This is a genomic window from Streptomyces sp. E2N166 (assembly GCF_003671715.1).
Classification (GTDB): domain Bacteria; phylum Actinomycetota; class Actinomycetes; order Streptomycetales; family Streptomycetaceae; genus Streptomyces; species Streptomyces thinghirensis.
In genome coordinates this window covers 760,054-773,568 of the sequence record NZ_RAIF01000006.1, presented here as the reverse complement: position 1 = coordinate 773,568, position 13,515 = coordinate 760,054, and the positions used below count along the sequence as shown (strand labels likewise).

General features: G+C 73.6%; 14 protein-coding genes and 1 pseudogene. 10 read left to right on the top strand and 5 right to left on the bottom strand.

Annotated elements, in window-relative coordinates; translation table 11 throughout:
• From EBH09_RS04010 to EBH09_RS03990, 5 genes are all read left to right on the top strand, one after another.
• On the top strand, positions 1–1,631 hold a 1,631-nt coding region (locus EBH09_RS04010; protein WP_121745601.1), incomplete at its 5' end, for a BTAD domain-containing putative transcriptional regulator.
• A gap of 85 nt (positions 1,632–1,716) precedes the next feature.
• A complete protein-coding gene (locus EBH09_RS04005; protein WP_121745600.1) occupies positions 1,717–2,151 on the top strand; it encodes a PPC domain-containing DNA-binding protein in 435 nt (144 codons plus the stop codon).
• Between the two features lie 88 nt (positions 2,152–2,239).
• On the top strand, positions 2,240–2,665 hold the full coding sequence (locus EBH09_RS04000) for a CBS domain-containing protein (protein WP_121745599.1): 426 nt from the start codon (positions 2,240–2,242) through the stop codon (positions 2,663–2,665).
• Between the two features lie 47 nt (positions 2,666–2,712).
• The gene (locus EBH09_RS03995; protein ID WP_193776096.1) at positions 2,713–3,060 is read left to right on the top strand and encodes a DUF6343 family protein; all 348 of its coding nucleotides are present in this window, start codon (positions 2,713–2,715) and stop codon (positions 3,058–3,060) included.
• Positions 3,061–3,095: 35 nt separating this feature from the next.
• A complete protein-coding gene (locus tag EBH09_RS03990; protein ID WP_121745598.1) occupies positions 3,096–4,121 on the top strand; it encodes a sigma-70 family RNA polymerase sigma factor in 1,026 nt (341 codons plus the stop codon).
• Between the two features lie 23 nt (positions 4,122–4,144).
• Here the strand turns inward: EBH09_RS03990 and EBH09_RS03985 are convergent, their stop codons facing one another.
• Both EBH09_RS03985 and EBH09_RS03980 read right to left on the bottom strand, forming a co-directional pair.
• Positions 4,145–5,572 (bottom strand): FAD-dependent oxidoreductase, encoded by a 1,428-nt coding sequence (locus tag EBH09_RS03985; RefSeq protein ID WP_121745597.1) that lies wholly within the window; start codon positions 5,570–5,572, stop codon positions 4,145–4,147.
• Between the two features lie 15 nt (positions 5,573–5,587).
• Positions 5,588–6,811 (bottom strand): polysaccharide pyruvyl transferase family protein, encoded by a 1,224-nt coding sequence (locus EBH09_RS03980; protein ID WP_238697176.1) that lies wholly within the window; start codon positions 6,809–6,811, stop codon positions 5,588–5,590.
• A gap of 151 nt (positions 6,812–6,962) precedes the next feature.
• On the opposite strand from EBH09_RS03980, the gene EBH09_RS03975 reads away from it, so the two are divergent.
• Positions 6,963–7,922, top strand: coding sequence for a TerC family protein (locus tag EBH09_RS03975; protein WP_121745596.1), 960 nt, complete (start codon positions 6,963–6,965; stop codon positions 7,920–7,922).
• A 15-nt stretch (positions 7,923–7,937) separates the two neighbouring features.
• Here EBH09_RS03975 and EBH09_RS03970 read toward each other — a convergent pair whose 3' ends face one another.
• Complete coding sequence (locus EBH09_RS03970) at positions 7,938–8,300, bottom strand: hypothetical protein (protein ID WP_238697175.1); 363 nt, start codon at positions 8,298–8,300, stop codon at positions 7,938–7,940.
• 150 nt (positions 8,301–8,450) lie between these two features.
• Here EBH09_RS03970 and EBH09_RS38535 point away from each other — a divergent pair.
• A pseudogene (locus EBH09_RS38535) lies at positions 8,451–8,687 on the top strand (LysR family transcriptional regulator); the annotation flags it as partial.
• Positions 8,688–8,785: 98 nt separating this feature from the next.
• Here the strand turns inward: EBH09_RS38535 and EBH09_RS03960 are convergent.
• A complete protein-coding gene (locus tag EBH09_RS03960) occupies positions 8,786–9,349 on the bottom strand; it encodes an NAD(P)H-dependent oxidoreductase (protein WP_121745594.1) in 564 nt (187 codons plus the stop codon).
• A 146-nt stretch (positions 9,350–9,495) separates the two neighbouring features.
• Between EBH09_RS03960 and EBH09_RS03955 the strand changes: the two genes are divergently transcribed.
• Both EBH09_RS03955 and EBH09_RS03950 read left to right on the top strand, forming a co-directional pair.
• On the top strand, positions 9,496–10,161 hold the full coding sequence (locus tag EBH09_RS03955) for a TetR/AcrR family transcriptional regulator (protein WP_121745593.1): 666 nt from the start codon (positions 9,496–9,498) through the stop codon (positions 10,159–10,161).
• A gap of 100 nt (positions 10,162–10,261) precedes the next feature.
• A complete protein-coding gene (locus EBH09_RS03950) occupies positions 10,262–11,296 on the top strand; it encodes a LacI family DNA-binding transcriptional regulator (RefSeq protein WP_121745592.1) in 1,035 nt (344 codons plus the stop codon).
• A 57-nt stretch (positions 11,297–11,353) separates the two neighbouring features.
• Here EBH09_RS03950 and trxA read toward each other — a convergent pair whose 3' ends face one another.
• Positions 11,354–11,752: a thioredoxin gene (gene trxA, locus EBH09_RS03945; protein WP_121745591.1), complete on the bottom strand. Its 399-nt coding sequence runs from the start codon at positions 11,750–11,752 to the stop codon at positions 11,354–11,356.
• Between the two features lie 120 nt (positions 11,753–11,872).
• On the opposite strand from trxA, the gene EBH09_RS03940 reads away from it, so the two are divergent.
• Positions 11,873–13,309, top strand: a complete 1,437-nt coding sequence (locus tag EBH09_RS03940) for an NAD(P)/FAD-dependent oxidoreductase (protein ID WP_121745590.1) — start codon at positions 11,873–11,875, stop codon at positions 13,307–13,309.
• Positions 13,310–13,515 lie beyond the last annotated feature (206 nt).

The window sequence follows — 13,515 nt, the reverse complement described above, 5'->3', positions numbered from 1 at the left end:
GGGGGCCCGCCTACGCCGAGGTCAGCGGGGCGGAGTGGGCCCGCGGCGAGCGCTCCCGGCTCACCGAACTGCGGCTGCGTGCCGTCGAACGGCGCGCGGAACTGCTCGTGGAGCTGGGCCGCGCCGCCGAGGCGGTCCCCGACCTGGACGCGCACCTGACCGAGCACCCCTGGCGCGAGGAGGCCTGGCGCCTGCTCGCCCTGGCCCTGTACCGGACCGGACGCCAGGCGGACGCCCTCGCCGTGCTGCGCCGCGCCCGCGCCCTGCTCGCCGGACAGCTGGGCGTCGACCCCGGGCCCCGGCTGCGCCGCCTGGAGGCCGGCATCCTCGCCCAGGACCCCGGCCTGGACCCGCCCAGCGAGCCGGCGGAGGCGGCGGCCCGGCTGTGGGCCCGCGCCACCGAGGCGTACGACCGCACGGTCGCCGCCGGTGCCCACGCCCGCCTGGAGTCGACCGTCGGCCTGCTGCGCTCCCTCGCGGTCACCGGCGGCGGCGGTCTGGAGGCCGCCCGGGAACACCGTACGACGGCCGTCGCGGCGGCGGAGGAGACGGGCGACGCGGAACTGACGGCCCGGGTGATCGGTGCCTACGACGTGCCCGCCATCTGGACCCGCAGCGACGACCCCGAACGGGCCCGGCGGATCGTCGAGGCGGCCGAGCGCACCCTCGCCGCCCTGCCGGACGGCACCACCGCCGAAGCGGACCGCTGCCGCCTGCTGGCCACCGTCGCCCTGGAGTCCCGGGGCGTCCGGTCCCCGCGCGGACCGCGGGCCGCGGACGCGGCCGAGCGGATCGCCCGGGGCCTGGACGATCCCGCGCTGCTCGCCTTCGCCCTCAACGGCGTCTTCATGCAGTCCTGCACCACCGCCGGACTGGCCCCGCGACGCGACGCGACCGGCGCCGAACTCGTCGCCCTCGCCGCCCGGCACGGCCTGGTCAACTACGCGGTCCTCGGCCATCTGATCCGGCTCCAGGCACGCTCGGCACTCGCCGACTTCACCGCCGCCGACGAGCACGCCACCGCCGTCGACCGCCTGGCCGAACGGCACGAACGGCCGCTCGTGGCCGTCTTCACCGAGTGGTACCGAGCCCTGCGCCGGGCCGCCACCGGCAGCCCGTACGACAGTGCCGAGGCCGCCTACCGGTCCGCCGCCGCGGGGCTCGACGGCGCGGGAATGCCGGGCCTGGAACGCGGACTGCTGCCCCTCGCCCTGCTGGGCCTGCGCCTGGCGCGCGGGCGCCCGGCGGAGGTGGACCCGCGCGCGGACTGGGGACCGTACCGCCCCTGGGCCGAACCGTTCGCCCTCCTCGCCGACGGCCGAGACGCCGAGGCCCGGACGGCACTGAGGGCCCTCCCGGAGCCGCCGCCCGACCTCCTGTACGAGGCCCTGTGCTGTGCCGAGGCCGCACTCGCCCTCGAACTCGGCGACCACCCGGCCCTGGAGCGGACGTACCGACGACTGCTGCCCGCGTCCGGCGAACTGGCGGGCGCGGGCAGCGGGCTGCTCACCTTCGGACCGGTCGACGACTGGCTCGCCGTGATCCGCCGGGCACTCGGCCCCGCCTCGGCGGGGCCGCACCAGGGCGGGACTCGAAGGCCTGGAACAGTACGCCGGCCAGGGGGCCGGTAGGCGACCTTGGCGGCCGGGCGCTGATCCCGGCGGCAGGACGCCGACCGGGCGGGTTGCCCCGGTCCGCGCCGGGTACTCGGCGGGCATGAAGTGGCGACAGGTGCAGGACGGTCCGTCCGCGGTGTACGTGGTGGTGCTCGACCCGGGCGAGGACGCGGTCGCCGAGCTCACCGCCTTCGCCCGTGACCGCTCCCTCGGCGCCTCCCAGGTGACCGCCGTGGGCGCCTTCTCGGAGGCGGTCGTCGGCTGGTTCGACCGGCAGGCCGAGGACTACCGGCCCATCCCCGTGGAGGAGCAGTGCGAGGTGCTGTCGCTGATCGGTGACGTCACCGTCGCCGACGACGGGCCGACCCCGCACCTGCACGCCGTAGTGGGCCTGTCCGACGGGTCCACCCGCGGTGGCCACCTGCTGTCCGGGCGGGTCTGGCCGACGCTGGAGGTCGTCGTCCGGGACAGCCCCGCCGAACTGGCCAAGACCCACCGACCCGACTTCGGCCTGGCCCTGATCGACCTCGGCTGAGCCGGCCGCCGGAGAACGGTTTACCGGCCCGGGTGCGGGCTACGCGGCCCGCACGGAACCGAGCACCCACACCCCGGGAGGCGCGACCATGACACGGCGCATCCGAGACGTGATGTCACCCGCCGCGGTGGCCGTAGAGCCCATGACCACGGTGGCGCGGGCGGCGCGGCTGATGCGCGAGGAGGACGTCGGCGACGTCCTCGTGACCTACGACAGCGACCTGTTCGGCCTGCTCACCGATCGCGACATCGTGCTGCGGAGCGTCGCCGACGGCCGCGACCCCGACGACACCACGGTCGGGTCGGTGTGCACACCCCCGCCCGTCGTGACCCTCGAACCCGACGACACCACCGACCGCGCGGCCGAGCTGATGCGACGTCACGCGGTCCGGCGGCTCCCCGTCGTCGAACACGGCGGCGTCCCGGTCGGCGTCGTCACCCTCGGCGACCTCGCGGCCGCCGACGACCCGCGCTCCGCCCTGGCGGACATCAGCAGGGCCGCGCCCGACCACTGAGGCGCTCCGAGCGCCGGCGTCCCCGACTCCTGTTACGGAGGCAAGGCATGAGTGACCGACGCCGCCCCGACGGGGCCACGGGACCCGACCCACGCGCGCGGTCCGGCGCGATCGGCCGCCGCCGCCTCACGCGTACCGGCACCGAACCGGTCACCGCACAGAGCCCGCTGCGGCTGCGACTGCTGCTGTCGGCCGTCTTCCTGCCGCTGTTCGTCGCCGGGGCCGCGTTCTTCGGCGTGTGGGCCGCGGACACCGGCCCCGGCGACAGCCCCGGACGCGGCAGCCTGGTGGCGCTCGCCGCCGTGTGCGCGGCGTTCGTCCTGCTGGCGGCGGCGGACCTGATGGTCGTGGCCGGCCGGCTGCGGCGGGAACGGGGCGCCTCTGCCCCGCGCTGACCCCAGGACTCCACAAGGGGGACGGAGGAAACGACATGGCCCCCCTGGCACGAACCCCGACCCCAGCGGCGGACCCCGGGCAGGACCGCCGGGCCCCCGCCCGCACCGCACGGCTGCGCAGCCGGATCCCCGAACCCGACGAGGAACCGGACCTGCTCGGCCAGTACCTCGCCCAGATCGGCGCCACCCCGCTGCTGACCGCCGAGGACGAGGTGAGCCTGGCGCGGCGCATCGAGGCCGGTGTCCGGGCCATCGAGGAACTCGAGTCGGCCGACACCGGCGAGCCCGCACCGGCCCCCGGTCGCCGTCGCGCACTGGAGGAGACCGTCCACGACGGCCAGGCCGCCAAGGACCACATGGTGCGGGCCAACCTGCGGCTCGTGGTGTCGATGGCCAAGCGCCACGCCCATCGCGGGCTGCCCCTCCTGGACGTCATCCAGGAGGGCAACCTCGGCCTGATCCGGGCCGTCGAGAAGTTCGATCACACCAAGGGCTTCAAGTTCTCCACGTACGCCACCTGGTGGATCCGCCAGGCCATCGAGCGGGGCCTGGCGACCCACGCGCGCACGGTACGGCTGCCGGTGCACGTCGTGGAACAGCTGCAGAAGCTGGCCAAGGTCGAGCGCAAGCTCCGGGGTAGCCTCGACCGCGAGCCGACCGCCGAGGAGGTGGCCGCCGAGAGCGGCATCGACGGCGACAAGGTCGTCTGGCTGCGCCGCGTCGGACGGGACGCCGTCAGCCTGGACACCCCGGTCGACGAGACGGGCGAGACCGTCGTCGGCGACCTCATCCCCGACACCGAGGTGCTCCAGGCACCCGAGGTCGCCGAGTTCCAGGCGCTCGCGGAGGAACTGCGGGAGGCCGTCGGCACGCTGGCGCCCCGCGAGGCCCTGATCCTCAGCCTGCGCTACGGCCTGCACGACGGCCGCCCCCGCACCCTGCACCAGGTGGCACAGCAGGTGGGCCTGACCCGCGAGCGCGTCCGCCAGCTGGAGAAGGCGTCCCTCGACCACCTCCGCGCCCCGGAGACCCGGGACCGCCTGCTGGACTGGGCGAGCTGACCGACGCCGCTCGTGATCGAGATCTAGACGCGCAGTCGGGCCCCCTGCCGCAGCAGCTCGTGCTGGACCATCCGGTAGGGCAGGCCGCGCGGACCGCGCCCGTGCCGGACGGTCAGCGCCGCGCACACCCCGGCCGCCTGCCCGGTCGCCATGGCGATGGGCATGACCCGGTACGAGGAGTGCGCCACGTGCGTCCCGGAGATGCAGCGCCCGGCCACCAGCAGCCGCTCGGTGTCCCGGGGCACCAGGCAGCGCAGCGGGATGTCGTAGAAGCTGCCCTGCGGAACGCGCTTGAGGACGGTGCCGGAGCCTCGCGGGTTGTGGATGTCGACCGGGTAGGCGCCGTGCGCGACCACGTCCGGGAAGGTGCGCGCGGCCAGGATGTCGTGTCCGGTCAGCTGGTAGTCGCCGAGCACGCGCCGGGACTCCCGTACGCCGATGTGCGTGCCGCTCTGCACCACGTACGCCTCCTCGAAACCGGGCACGCGGGTGCGCAGGAAGCGGTCGATCTGGGAGAGCTGGCGCCGGGCCGTGTACTCGGCGCGGGTCAGGTCCCACACGCTGGTGCCGAGCACGCGGTTGACCCGGGTGCTGTTGACCGCGACCTCGCGCGGGTGCGGGGTGGCGAAGAAGAGGATGTCCTCGCGCGGCAGCCGCAGCTCGCCGTTGGCCCTGGCCTCCTCGATCAGGTCCCACAGGCCGTGCACGCCCCGCCACTGGTCGGGGTGCTCGCGCACGTAGTCGGCGAAGTCCGGCCGCGCGAAGTCCGCGACGCGGAACATCAGCGTCATGGGCTGCACCAGCCCGTCCTCGGGCCGGCCGATCTCGTAAGGCGCCCCGCAGGCGGTCGCCACGTCACCGTCGCCGGTGCCGTCCACGACCACCCCGGCGTCGATCACCACGGGCCCCGACTTCGTCTCGAACACCACCCGCCAGCCGGAGCCGTCGTCGAGGGGCAGCGCGCCGGAGGCGAAGGAGTGGAACAGCATCCGGACCCCCGACTCGTCCATCATCTCGAGCAGGGAGAGCTTGAACAGCTCCGGGTCGAAGGGGACCGTGTACCCGGTCTTCGGCGAGGGCGGCAGACAGCCGCCGCGCCCCATGAGCCGGTCGAGCAGCTGCCACAGCACACCCGCGACCACCGGCTCGCCCTCGCCGTGGTCGGTGGGCAGCAGCCGTGAGGTGTCCCCGGACTCGGTGAACGCGGCCTGCTTGTGCTCGTTGTGGAACGACATCAGCGGCATCACCAGCGCCACGGTCGCGTTGCCGCCGAGGAACCCGTACCGCTCGACCAGCACGACATCGGCCCCGGTGTCGGCCGCGCCGACCGCGGCGGCGAAGCCGGCGGGACCGCCGCCCACCACCAGGACGTCGCACCGGCCCCCGTGCCGGGCGGGCCGCGGGGGCAGGGTGACCGTGCGGGGCTCGCGGGGCTCTTCCAGGATCGGCATCGCTCTCCTCGGGGGTCAGGCGTGCAACGGTCGCGGCTCGTCGGCGTACGGCTCGGGGCCCGCCGTCCGTGCGCGCCGTCCGTCGCCGATCGCGTCGATCTCGTCCAGCAGCGAGCCGCAGCGCACGCAGGTCTCCCGGGCCGCCGCGGACAGCTCCCGGATCCGGGACCGGAAGTCCTCCCGGCGCTGCGGATACTCGTCCCAGAGCCGGTCCACCTCCGCCAGCAGCAGCCCGGCCTGCTCCCGCGCCACGCCCACCAGCGCCGGGGCGCCCAGCCGGCGCGCGAAGTCGAAGACCTTGCCGGAGTAGGGCAGCGGCAGCACCGGCACGCCGGTGAGCGCCGCGAAGATCACGAAGTGCAGCCGCATGCCGACGGCCACGTCCAGATGGCGCATGAAGCCGAGGACCTGCCCCGGGCTGTAGTCGCCGTGCAGGATCCTGCCCTTGTCCGGCGCGGTCATGTGGGACAGCACGGCGTGCGCGTGCCGTACGTCGTGCCGCTCCATCGGCAGGAACACCACGTGTGCGTCCAGCCGCCGCACGAGGAAGTCCGCGACGTCGGCGAGCAGCGCGTGGTAGTCGCCCTCGTCGAGCTTTTCCGCTGCCCGCCCCGGTTCGCGCACCGACATTCCCACCAGCCGGGCGCCGGAGGGGATGCCCTCGTCCCGCATCATGGCCTCGGTGAACGGCTCGGGCCCCAGCAGCAGGGCCGGGTCGGCGGTGACCGCGACCTCGCGTTCCAGGCCGACCTCCTCCAGCACCAGCCGGGACTCCTCGTCCCGCACCACGACGTCGTCCATGCCCGCCAGCACGGTGCGCACCGCGTCCCGGTCCTCGGCGTCCGTCAGCGGCCCGGCCCCGACGGCGTACGCGAAGGTCGGCACCTTCCGGGTCTGCGCGGCGCGCACCAGCCGCAGATAGCGGCGCGCCTCACCGTCGTAGAGGATGCCGCCGCCGCCGAGGACCAGCAGGTCCAGGCCGGGCAGCACGTCCAGGACGTGGTTGCGGCTGACGCCCTCCCAGGGAACCACCTCGTCGGCGTCGGGGTGGTGGGTGCGGGTGTGCTCCGCGTTCCGGCTCAGGACGACCAGGCGCGCGTCGGGCCGCTGCGCGCGCAGACAGCTCAGGACGCAGGTCAGGATCGCCTCGTCGCCGATGTTGAAGCCGCCGTAGGAGCCGAGCACGCCGATGCGCGGGCCCGGCCGGGCGGGGTGCGGATGCGAGGGGGCAGTGGTCATCCGGGGGCTCCCGTCACGTCGGAGTCGGCCGGCCCGCCGGCCTCGGTGCGCAGGCCGCGCAGGGTGCCGGGTTGCCTGGGCCGCTCCGTGGAAACACCCTGACGAGGAACGTGTACGTGGTCCCCTCCCGCCGCCTGCCACAGGAGCACCAGTGAACGTCTCCCTCAGCGTCTGGCTGCTGACCGTCGTGGGCCTGTGCGTCCTCGTCGCCGCCGACTTCTTCATCGGCCGCAAGCCGCACGACGTGTCGATCAGGGAGGCCGGGATCTGGACGGCCGTCTGGGTGGTCCTGGCCTGTCTGTTCGGCGTGGGGCTGCTGGTGTTCGCGGGCGCCGGCCCCGGGGGTGAGTTCTTCGCCGGTTACATCACGGAGAAGTCGCTCAGTGTCGACAACCTCTTCGTCTTCGTCCTGATCATGGCCAAGTTCGCGGTGCCCTCGCAGTACCAGCAGCGCGTACTGATGGTCGGCGTCATCGTCGCCCTGGTCCTGCGCGCCGCCTTCATCGCGGCCGGCGCGGCGATCATCTCCGCCTTCTCCTGGGTCTTCTACATCTTCGGCGCCTTCCTGATCTGGACCGCCTGGAAGCTCATCCAGGACGCCCGCAAGGGAGGGCACGACGAGGAGTACGAGGAGAACAAGCTGCTGAAGTCGATCGAACGCCGTTTCGGTGTCGCCGACCGCTATCACGGCACCAAGCTGTGGATCGAGGAGAACGGCAAGCGGGTGATGACCCCGATGCTGGTCGTGATGCTCGCGATCGGCTCCACCGACGTCCTGTTCGCCCTGGACTCCATCCCCGCCATCTACGGCCTGACCCAGGACCCGTACATCGTGTTCACGGCCAACGCGTTCGCTCTGATGGGCCTGCGCCAGCTGTACTTCCTCATCGGCGGTCTGCTGAAGAAGCTGGTGCACCTCTCGTACGGCCTGTCGGTCATCCTGGGTTTCATCGGCGTCAAACTGATCCTGCACGCGCTGCACGAGTCCGGGGCCGATGTCCCCGAGATCGGCATCCCCTTCTCGCTCGGCTTCATCGTGATCGTCCTCGCGGTCACCACGGCGACGAGCCTGTGGGCCGCGAGGAGACAGGACCAGGGGCGGGACGTGTGACGAAGGCCAGAAGGCCTACTGGATGGTCCAGCCCACGCTGCCGACCCCCGAGCTGTAGATCGCGCAGACGCCCGAGGACTCGCCGTACTGCCCCGGCGCCAGCGTCACCCACTGTCCCGAGACGTCCGGTGCCCAGCCGCAGACGACCTCGGCGCGGAAGGTGACGGTGCGGCCGGTGTTGTTGCTGCAGCCGGCGATGCCGTGGTCCGGGTTGTTGTTGTGCACCCAGCCGTCGCAGTCCACGCCGGCCGCCGCCGGTGCCGACGGGGCGGCCTGCGCCGGAACCGCGAACCCGGCGGCGGTCAGGGCCAGGGCCGAGACCGTGGCCGCCAGCCCGGCCGTGGCGACGTTCTTCGTGCGGTGCATAGGTACCCCCATGAGGTCGCGCTTCCTTCGGTTGCGCGACCAGTCAAGGAGATGACGGCTCCCGCGTGAACCTCGGACATGTGAGGGTCGCTCCTGCTCACTTCCTGCCCTGGTGGGCCGGTGCCTCGGCAGCCCGCGCGGGAGGGCCTGCCGCGAGGGGGCGGTGCCGCCGGTCTCACCCCCGACGTGGTCCAGCACGCGCTCGACTGGAACGTCGTCGGCCACCTGGTCGGCCACGGGCTCGGTGTCGCGCCGATATCCCGGCTCGCCCCGCAGCTGCCGATCGTCCGGGTGCCCCGCGTCAACCGGCCGCACCGCAAGCTGCTGACCTGCACACGGAGCGGCGGTCACCGGCGTCCGGCGGTCGCGGCCGCGCTGGAGGAACCGCGGGGCCTGGCCGACCGCGGTGGCCTGACGTACAGCGGCACGTACGCCGGTACACACGCCGGGACCGGAGCTCGGCGGAGCTCCGGTCCCGTACGCGTCCCGTGTGCCGGTCAGGCGGCGACGGCCTCGTCCGCGTGGCCGTGCAGCCGGGCTACGACCTCGGTCAGCTGGGCGGCGACCTCGGCGTCGTCGGCCGGGTGGGTCTCGGCGAAACGGGTCACCGAACCGGGGATGGACAGCTTGAGGTCCTCGATCACCTTGCCGCCGGCGATGCCCACGGCCTTGCGGGTGTCGTCCTGCGCCCACACGCCGCCGTACTGGCCGAAGGCGGTGCCGACGACGGCGACGGGCTTGCCGGCGAAGGCGCCCGCGCCGAACGGGCGGGACAGCCAGTCGATGGCGTTCTTCAGGACGGCCGGGATGGTGCCGTTGTACTCCGGCGAGAAGAACAGGAAGGCGTCGGAGGCCTGGGCGGCCTCGCGCAGCTTCGCGGCGGCGGCCGGGACGCTGCCCTCGACGTCGATGTCCTCGTTGTAGAAGGGGATCTCGGCCAGCCCTTCGAACAGCTGCACCTCGGCGCCCTCCGGCGCGAACCTGGCGGCCGCCTCGGCGAGCTGGCGGTTGTGCGAACCGGCGCGAAGGCTGCCGACGAGCGCAAGGATGCGGACAGACATGAGTACTCCTACTGACGGAGCAGAGGCTGCGGGAACAGACGCTGCTGGAACACTGCCGTAAAGGATCCGGACCGAGGTCCGTTTAATTTCTAACATCCCAAACGGACCGCGGTCCAGTTTTCTTCCCGATGCTTTACGCTGGCTTCATGTCCGCCGCCCTGCCGCCCTTCCCGAAACCCCAGGAGACCGCCGGACCCCCTGAGTTGCTGCAAGTCGGCACGGGGACCGAGGAGGAGCCCTGCCTGCGCGCCGACGCCGCGCGCAACCGGGCCCGGCTGCTGGAGGCCGCCGCCCGGCTGGTCGCCGAGCACGGCGCGGCCGGCGTCACGATGGAGGCGGTGGCCGCGGCGGCCTCGGTGGGCAAGGGCACGGTCTTCCGCCGCTTCGGCGACCGCACCGGCCTGCTCATGGCGCTCCTCGACCACTCCGAGAAGAAGTTCCAGGCCGCGCTCCTCGGCGGCCCGCCGCCCCTGGGGCCCGGGGCGCCGCCCGTCGAGCGGCTGCGCGCCTTCGGCTGCGCGATGCTGCGCCGCTCCATCGACGAAATGGACCTGCAACTGGCCGCGGAGCCGAGCGCGGAACGCCGTTACACCTCCGCACCGCGCCGCTTCCTGCGCGGCCACGTCGCCCTGCTGCTGCGGCAGGCGGTCCCGGACGGGGACAGCGAACTCCTCTCCCACACGCTCCTGGCGTACCTCGACGCCGCCCTGGTCCACCACCTCACCGAACAGTGCGGGGTGCCCCCGGCGCGGCTTCAGGCGGGCTGGCTCGACTTGGTCGCGCGGGTGACCCGCACCGAACACCCGGCCTGACCCCGCGGCCGCAGCGTCCTCGGGTGGGATTTCGTCCGATCCGGACGGTGTCGCCCCGCCCGTCGCCCCGTACCCGGCTTCTGCCAGGATGCCGTACGTCATGGTGCAGATACCGAAACAGCCCGCCGCCGAGTCCCTCGCACCGCGCTCCGTCCCCACGAGCGCCGATGTGGCCCGCCTGGCCGGCGTCTCGCGCGCGACCGTCTCCTACGTTCTCAACAACACCAGCGCCGTCCGGATCAGCGACCCCACCCGCCGCCGCGTCCACGAGGCCGCCCGGGAACTCGGCTACGTCCCGCACGCCGCGGCCCGCTCCCTGCGCGCCGGACACAGCCGTACGGTGCTGATGCCCGCGCCGTCCTTCCCCGCCGGGCCGCTCTACAGCCGGTTCCTCAGCGAACTCCAGGGGGCCCTCGGCCGCCTCGACTACACCGTCGTGCAGTACGGCACCGTCGGCCTGTACGACGACGAGGCCGCCCGGGCGTGGGCGGAACTGCGCCCGGTCGCCGTCCTGGTACCCGGCTCGGGTCTCGGCCCGCGGGGCGTGGAGGTCCTCAAACGCTCCGGCGCCCGGGCGGTCGTCACCCTCGGACCCGAGGCCGTCGAGGGAGCGCACGCACTGCTCATGGACCACGGGACCGTCGGCCACACCGCGGCCCGCCACCTCTACGACCGCGGGCGCCGGAGAATCGGCGTCGTCGTGCCCGCGGAGGACGGGCTGGAGGTCTTCTCGGCACCGCGCCTGGCCGGCGCCCGCCGCGCCGTGCGCGACACCGACGCCACCGTCACCGAACTGCCCCTCGCCTACGAGGAACGGGACGCCGCCCGGCTGGCCGCCGGCTGGCGCTCCCTCGGCCTGGACGCCGTGTTCGCGTACAACGACGAGTACGCGATGCTGCTGATGCGGGCCATGCAGGACGAGGGCCTCGGTATCCCGGCCGACGCGGCCGTGATCGGCGCCGACGACCTGATGCTCGGCCGCCTGCTGCGGCCCCGGCTGAGCACCGTCCACCTGGAGCTGCCCTCCGGCCGCGACCTGGCCGCCCTGGTCGACCGCGCGGTCCACGACCCCACCGCCGCGCCAGAGCGCCACGAGGTGCTGGGCGCGGCGGTGGTGCACCGCGAGTCGAGCTGACCGTCGGACGGCTTGGCTCCGCCGCCGCCGGCCTGCTATTGACCTTCCATCGGCCTGCTACTGGCCGTCCTGCCCGGCCTGGCCCTCGGCCTGCGCCTGCTGATCGGCGACCGCCTTGCGGACCTCTTCCATGTCCAGCTTGCGGGCCTGGCCGATGACGTCCGTCAGCGCCTCCTCGGGCAGCGCGCCCGGCTGCGCGAACACGGCCACCTGGTCCCGGACGATCATCAGCGTCGGAATCGACTGGATGCCGAAGGCCTGAGCCAGCTCGGGCTGCGCCTCGGTGTCCACCTTGCCGAACACGAGGTCGGGGTTGGCCTCGGCCGCCTTCTCGTAGACCGGGGCGAACTGCTTGCACGGACCGCACCACGACGCCCAGAAATCGATCAGGACGAACTCGTTGTCCGTGACCGTCTGGTCGAAGTTGTCCTTGGTGAGCTCCACGGTGCTGCTCATGGTGTGACCCTCTTCCTGGGTTCGGGTGCGTAAACCGTCGGCACAACACTGCCGACCTGGTGGGTATTCCGCGCACGTACCCATGTGGCCACGTCGCACACCACCCACCAGACTGACCCCATGACGCAATCGGATTCCATCGCGTACGACGTCGTCGTGATCGGCGCGGGCCCCGTGGGGGAGAACGTCGCCGACCGCACCCGTGCGGCCGGACTGTCCACCGCGATCGTGGAGAGCGAACTGGTCGGCGGCGAATGCTCCTATTGGGCGTGCATGCCCAGCAAGGCCCTGCTGCGCCCCGTCCTCGCCCGCGCGGACGCCCGCCGCCTGCCCGGTCTGAGCCGGTCGGTGCGAGACCCTCTCGACACGGCGGCGGTCCTCGCCCGCCGCGACGAGTTCACCTCCCACTGGAAGGACGACGGCCAGGTCCAGTGGGTGGAGGGCGTCGGGGCCGACCTGTACCGCGGTCAGGGCCGGCTCGCCGGGCCGCGCATGGTCGAGGTGGCCGCACCCGACGGCACCCGCCGGGTACTGACCGCCCGGCACGCCGTCGCCGTCTGCACCGGCAGCGGCGCCGCCCTGCCCGGCCTGCCCGGACTCGCCGAGGTACGCCCCTGGACCAGCCGTGAGGCCACCAGCGCCGAGAGCGCGCCCGGCCGGCTCATCGTGGTCGGCGGCGGGGTCGTCGCCGTCGAGATGGCAACCGCCTGGCAGGCCCTCGGCTCCCGGGTGACCCTCCTGGTACGCGGCAACGACGGCCTGCTCGCCCGCATGGAGCCGTTCGCCGGCGAACTGGTCGCCGAGGCGCTCACCGAGGCCGGCGTCGACATCCGCACCGGCACCTCCGTCGAGTCCGTCAAGCGCGAGGGCGGCACCGTCGTCGCCGTCACCGACACCGGCGACCGCGTCGAGGCCGACGAGATCCTCTTCGCCACCGGCCGAGTCCCCCGCACCGACGACATCGGCCTGGACACCGTAGGACTGGAACCGGGCTCCTGGCTCCCCGTCGACGACAGCCTCCGAGTGGAGGGCCACGACTGGCTCTACGCGGTCGGCGACGTCAACCACCGTGCCCTGCTCACCCATCAGGGCAAGTACCAGGCACGCGTCGCGGGCGCCGCCATCGCCGCCCGCGCCTCCGGCGTACCGGACCTGGACTCCGGGCCGTGGGGCGCGCACGCCGCGACCGCCGACCACGACGCCGTCCCCCAGGTGGTGTTCACCGACCCCGAGGCGGCCTCCGTCGGCCTGACCCTGGCCGAGGCCGAGCAGGCCTGCCACCGTGTCCGCGCCGTCGACGTCGACCTCGCCACGGTGGCCGGCGCGAGCCTGTACGGCGACGGCTACAAGGGCCGCGCCCGCATGGTCGTCGACCTGGAGGACGAAATCGTACGCGGCGTCACCTTCGTCGGCCCCGGCGTCGGCGAGTTGATCCACTCCGCGACCGTCGCCGTCGCCGGACGAGTGCCGATCAGCCGCCTGTGGCACGCGGTCCCGTCGTACCCGACGATCAGCGAGGTATGGCTGCGGCTGCTGGAGGCATACCGAGACAACTGACCGGCTCCCCCGCCCCAGCGGCACTGCCTTCCAAGCCCGCAGCCCGCAGCCCGCTGTTGCTGCTGCTGCCGCCTCAGCTGCGGGCAGTCGTGCCGCTGGGGCGGAACGGGTGGGCGCAGTGGCACCCCGCGACGCCGGGCCGCGCACCCACCCCCGGCGCCTGCCCGGCGCCCGCCCTCCAGCCGGCCCATCAGACGGTCGGCCCC

Excerpts from the sequence above, each read along its gene's own strand:
- EBH09_RS03970 (WP_238697175.1), bottom strand. The coding sequence starts at position 8,300 with ATGGGGGTACCTATGCACCGCACGAAGAACGTCGCCACGGCCGGGCTG.
- EBH09_RS03980 (WP_238697176.1), bottom strand. The coding sequence starts at position 6,811 with ATGACCACTGCCCCCTCGCATCCGCACCCCGCCCGGCCGGGCCCGCGC.
- EBH09_RS04005 (WP_121745600.1), top strand. The coding sequence starts at position 1,717 with ATGAAGTGGCGACAGGTGCAGGACGGTCCGTCCGCGGTGTACGTGGTG.
- EBH09_RS03960 (WP_121745594.1), bottom strand. The coding sequence starts at position 9,349 with ATGTCTGTCCGCATCCTTGCGCTCGTCGGCAGCCTTCGCGCCGGTTCG.
- EBH09_RS03940 (WP_121745590.1), top strand. The coding sequence starts at position 11,873 with ATGACGCAATCGGATTCCATCGCGTACGACGTCGTCGTGATCGGCGCG.
- EBH09_RS03985 (WP_121745597.1), bottom strand. The coding sequence starts at position 5,572 with ATGCCGATCCTGGAAGAGCCCCGCGAGCCCCGCACGGTCACCCTGCCC.
- EBH09_RS03950 (WP_121745592.1), top strand. The coding sequence starts at position 10,262 with ATGGTGCAGATACCGAAACAGCCCGCCGCCGAGTCCCTCGCACCGCGC.
- trxA (WP_121745591.1), bottom strand. The coding sequence starts at position 11,752 with ATGAGCAGCACCGTGGAGCTCACCAAGGACAACTTCGACCAGACGGTC.
- EBH09_RS03955 (WP_121745593.1), top strand. The coding sequence starts at position 9,496 with ATGTCCGCCGCCCTGCCGCCCTTCCCGAAACCCCAGGAGACCGCCGGA.
- EBH09_RS04000 (WP_121745599.1), top strand. The coding sequence starts at position 2,240 with ATGACACGGCGCATCCGAGACGTGATGTCACCCGCCGCGGTGGCCGTA.
- EBH09_RS03990 (WP_121745598.1), top strand. The coding sequence starts at position 3,096 with ATGGCCCCCCTGGCACGAACCCCGACCCCAGCGGCGGACCCCGGGCAG.
- EBH09_RS03995 (WP_193776096.1), top strand. The coding sequence starts at position 2,713 with ATGAGTGACCGACGCCGCCCCGACGGGGCCACGGGACCCGACCCACGC.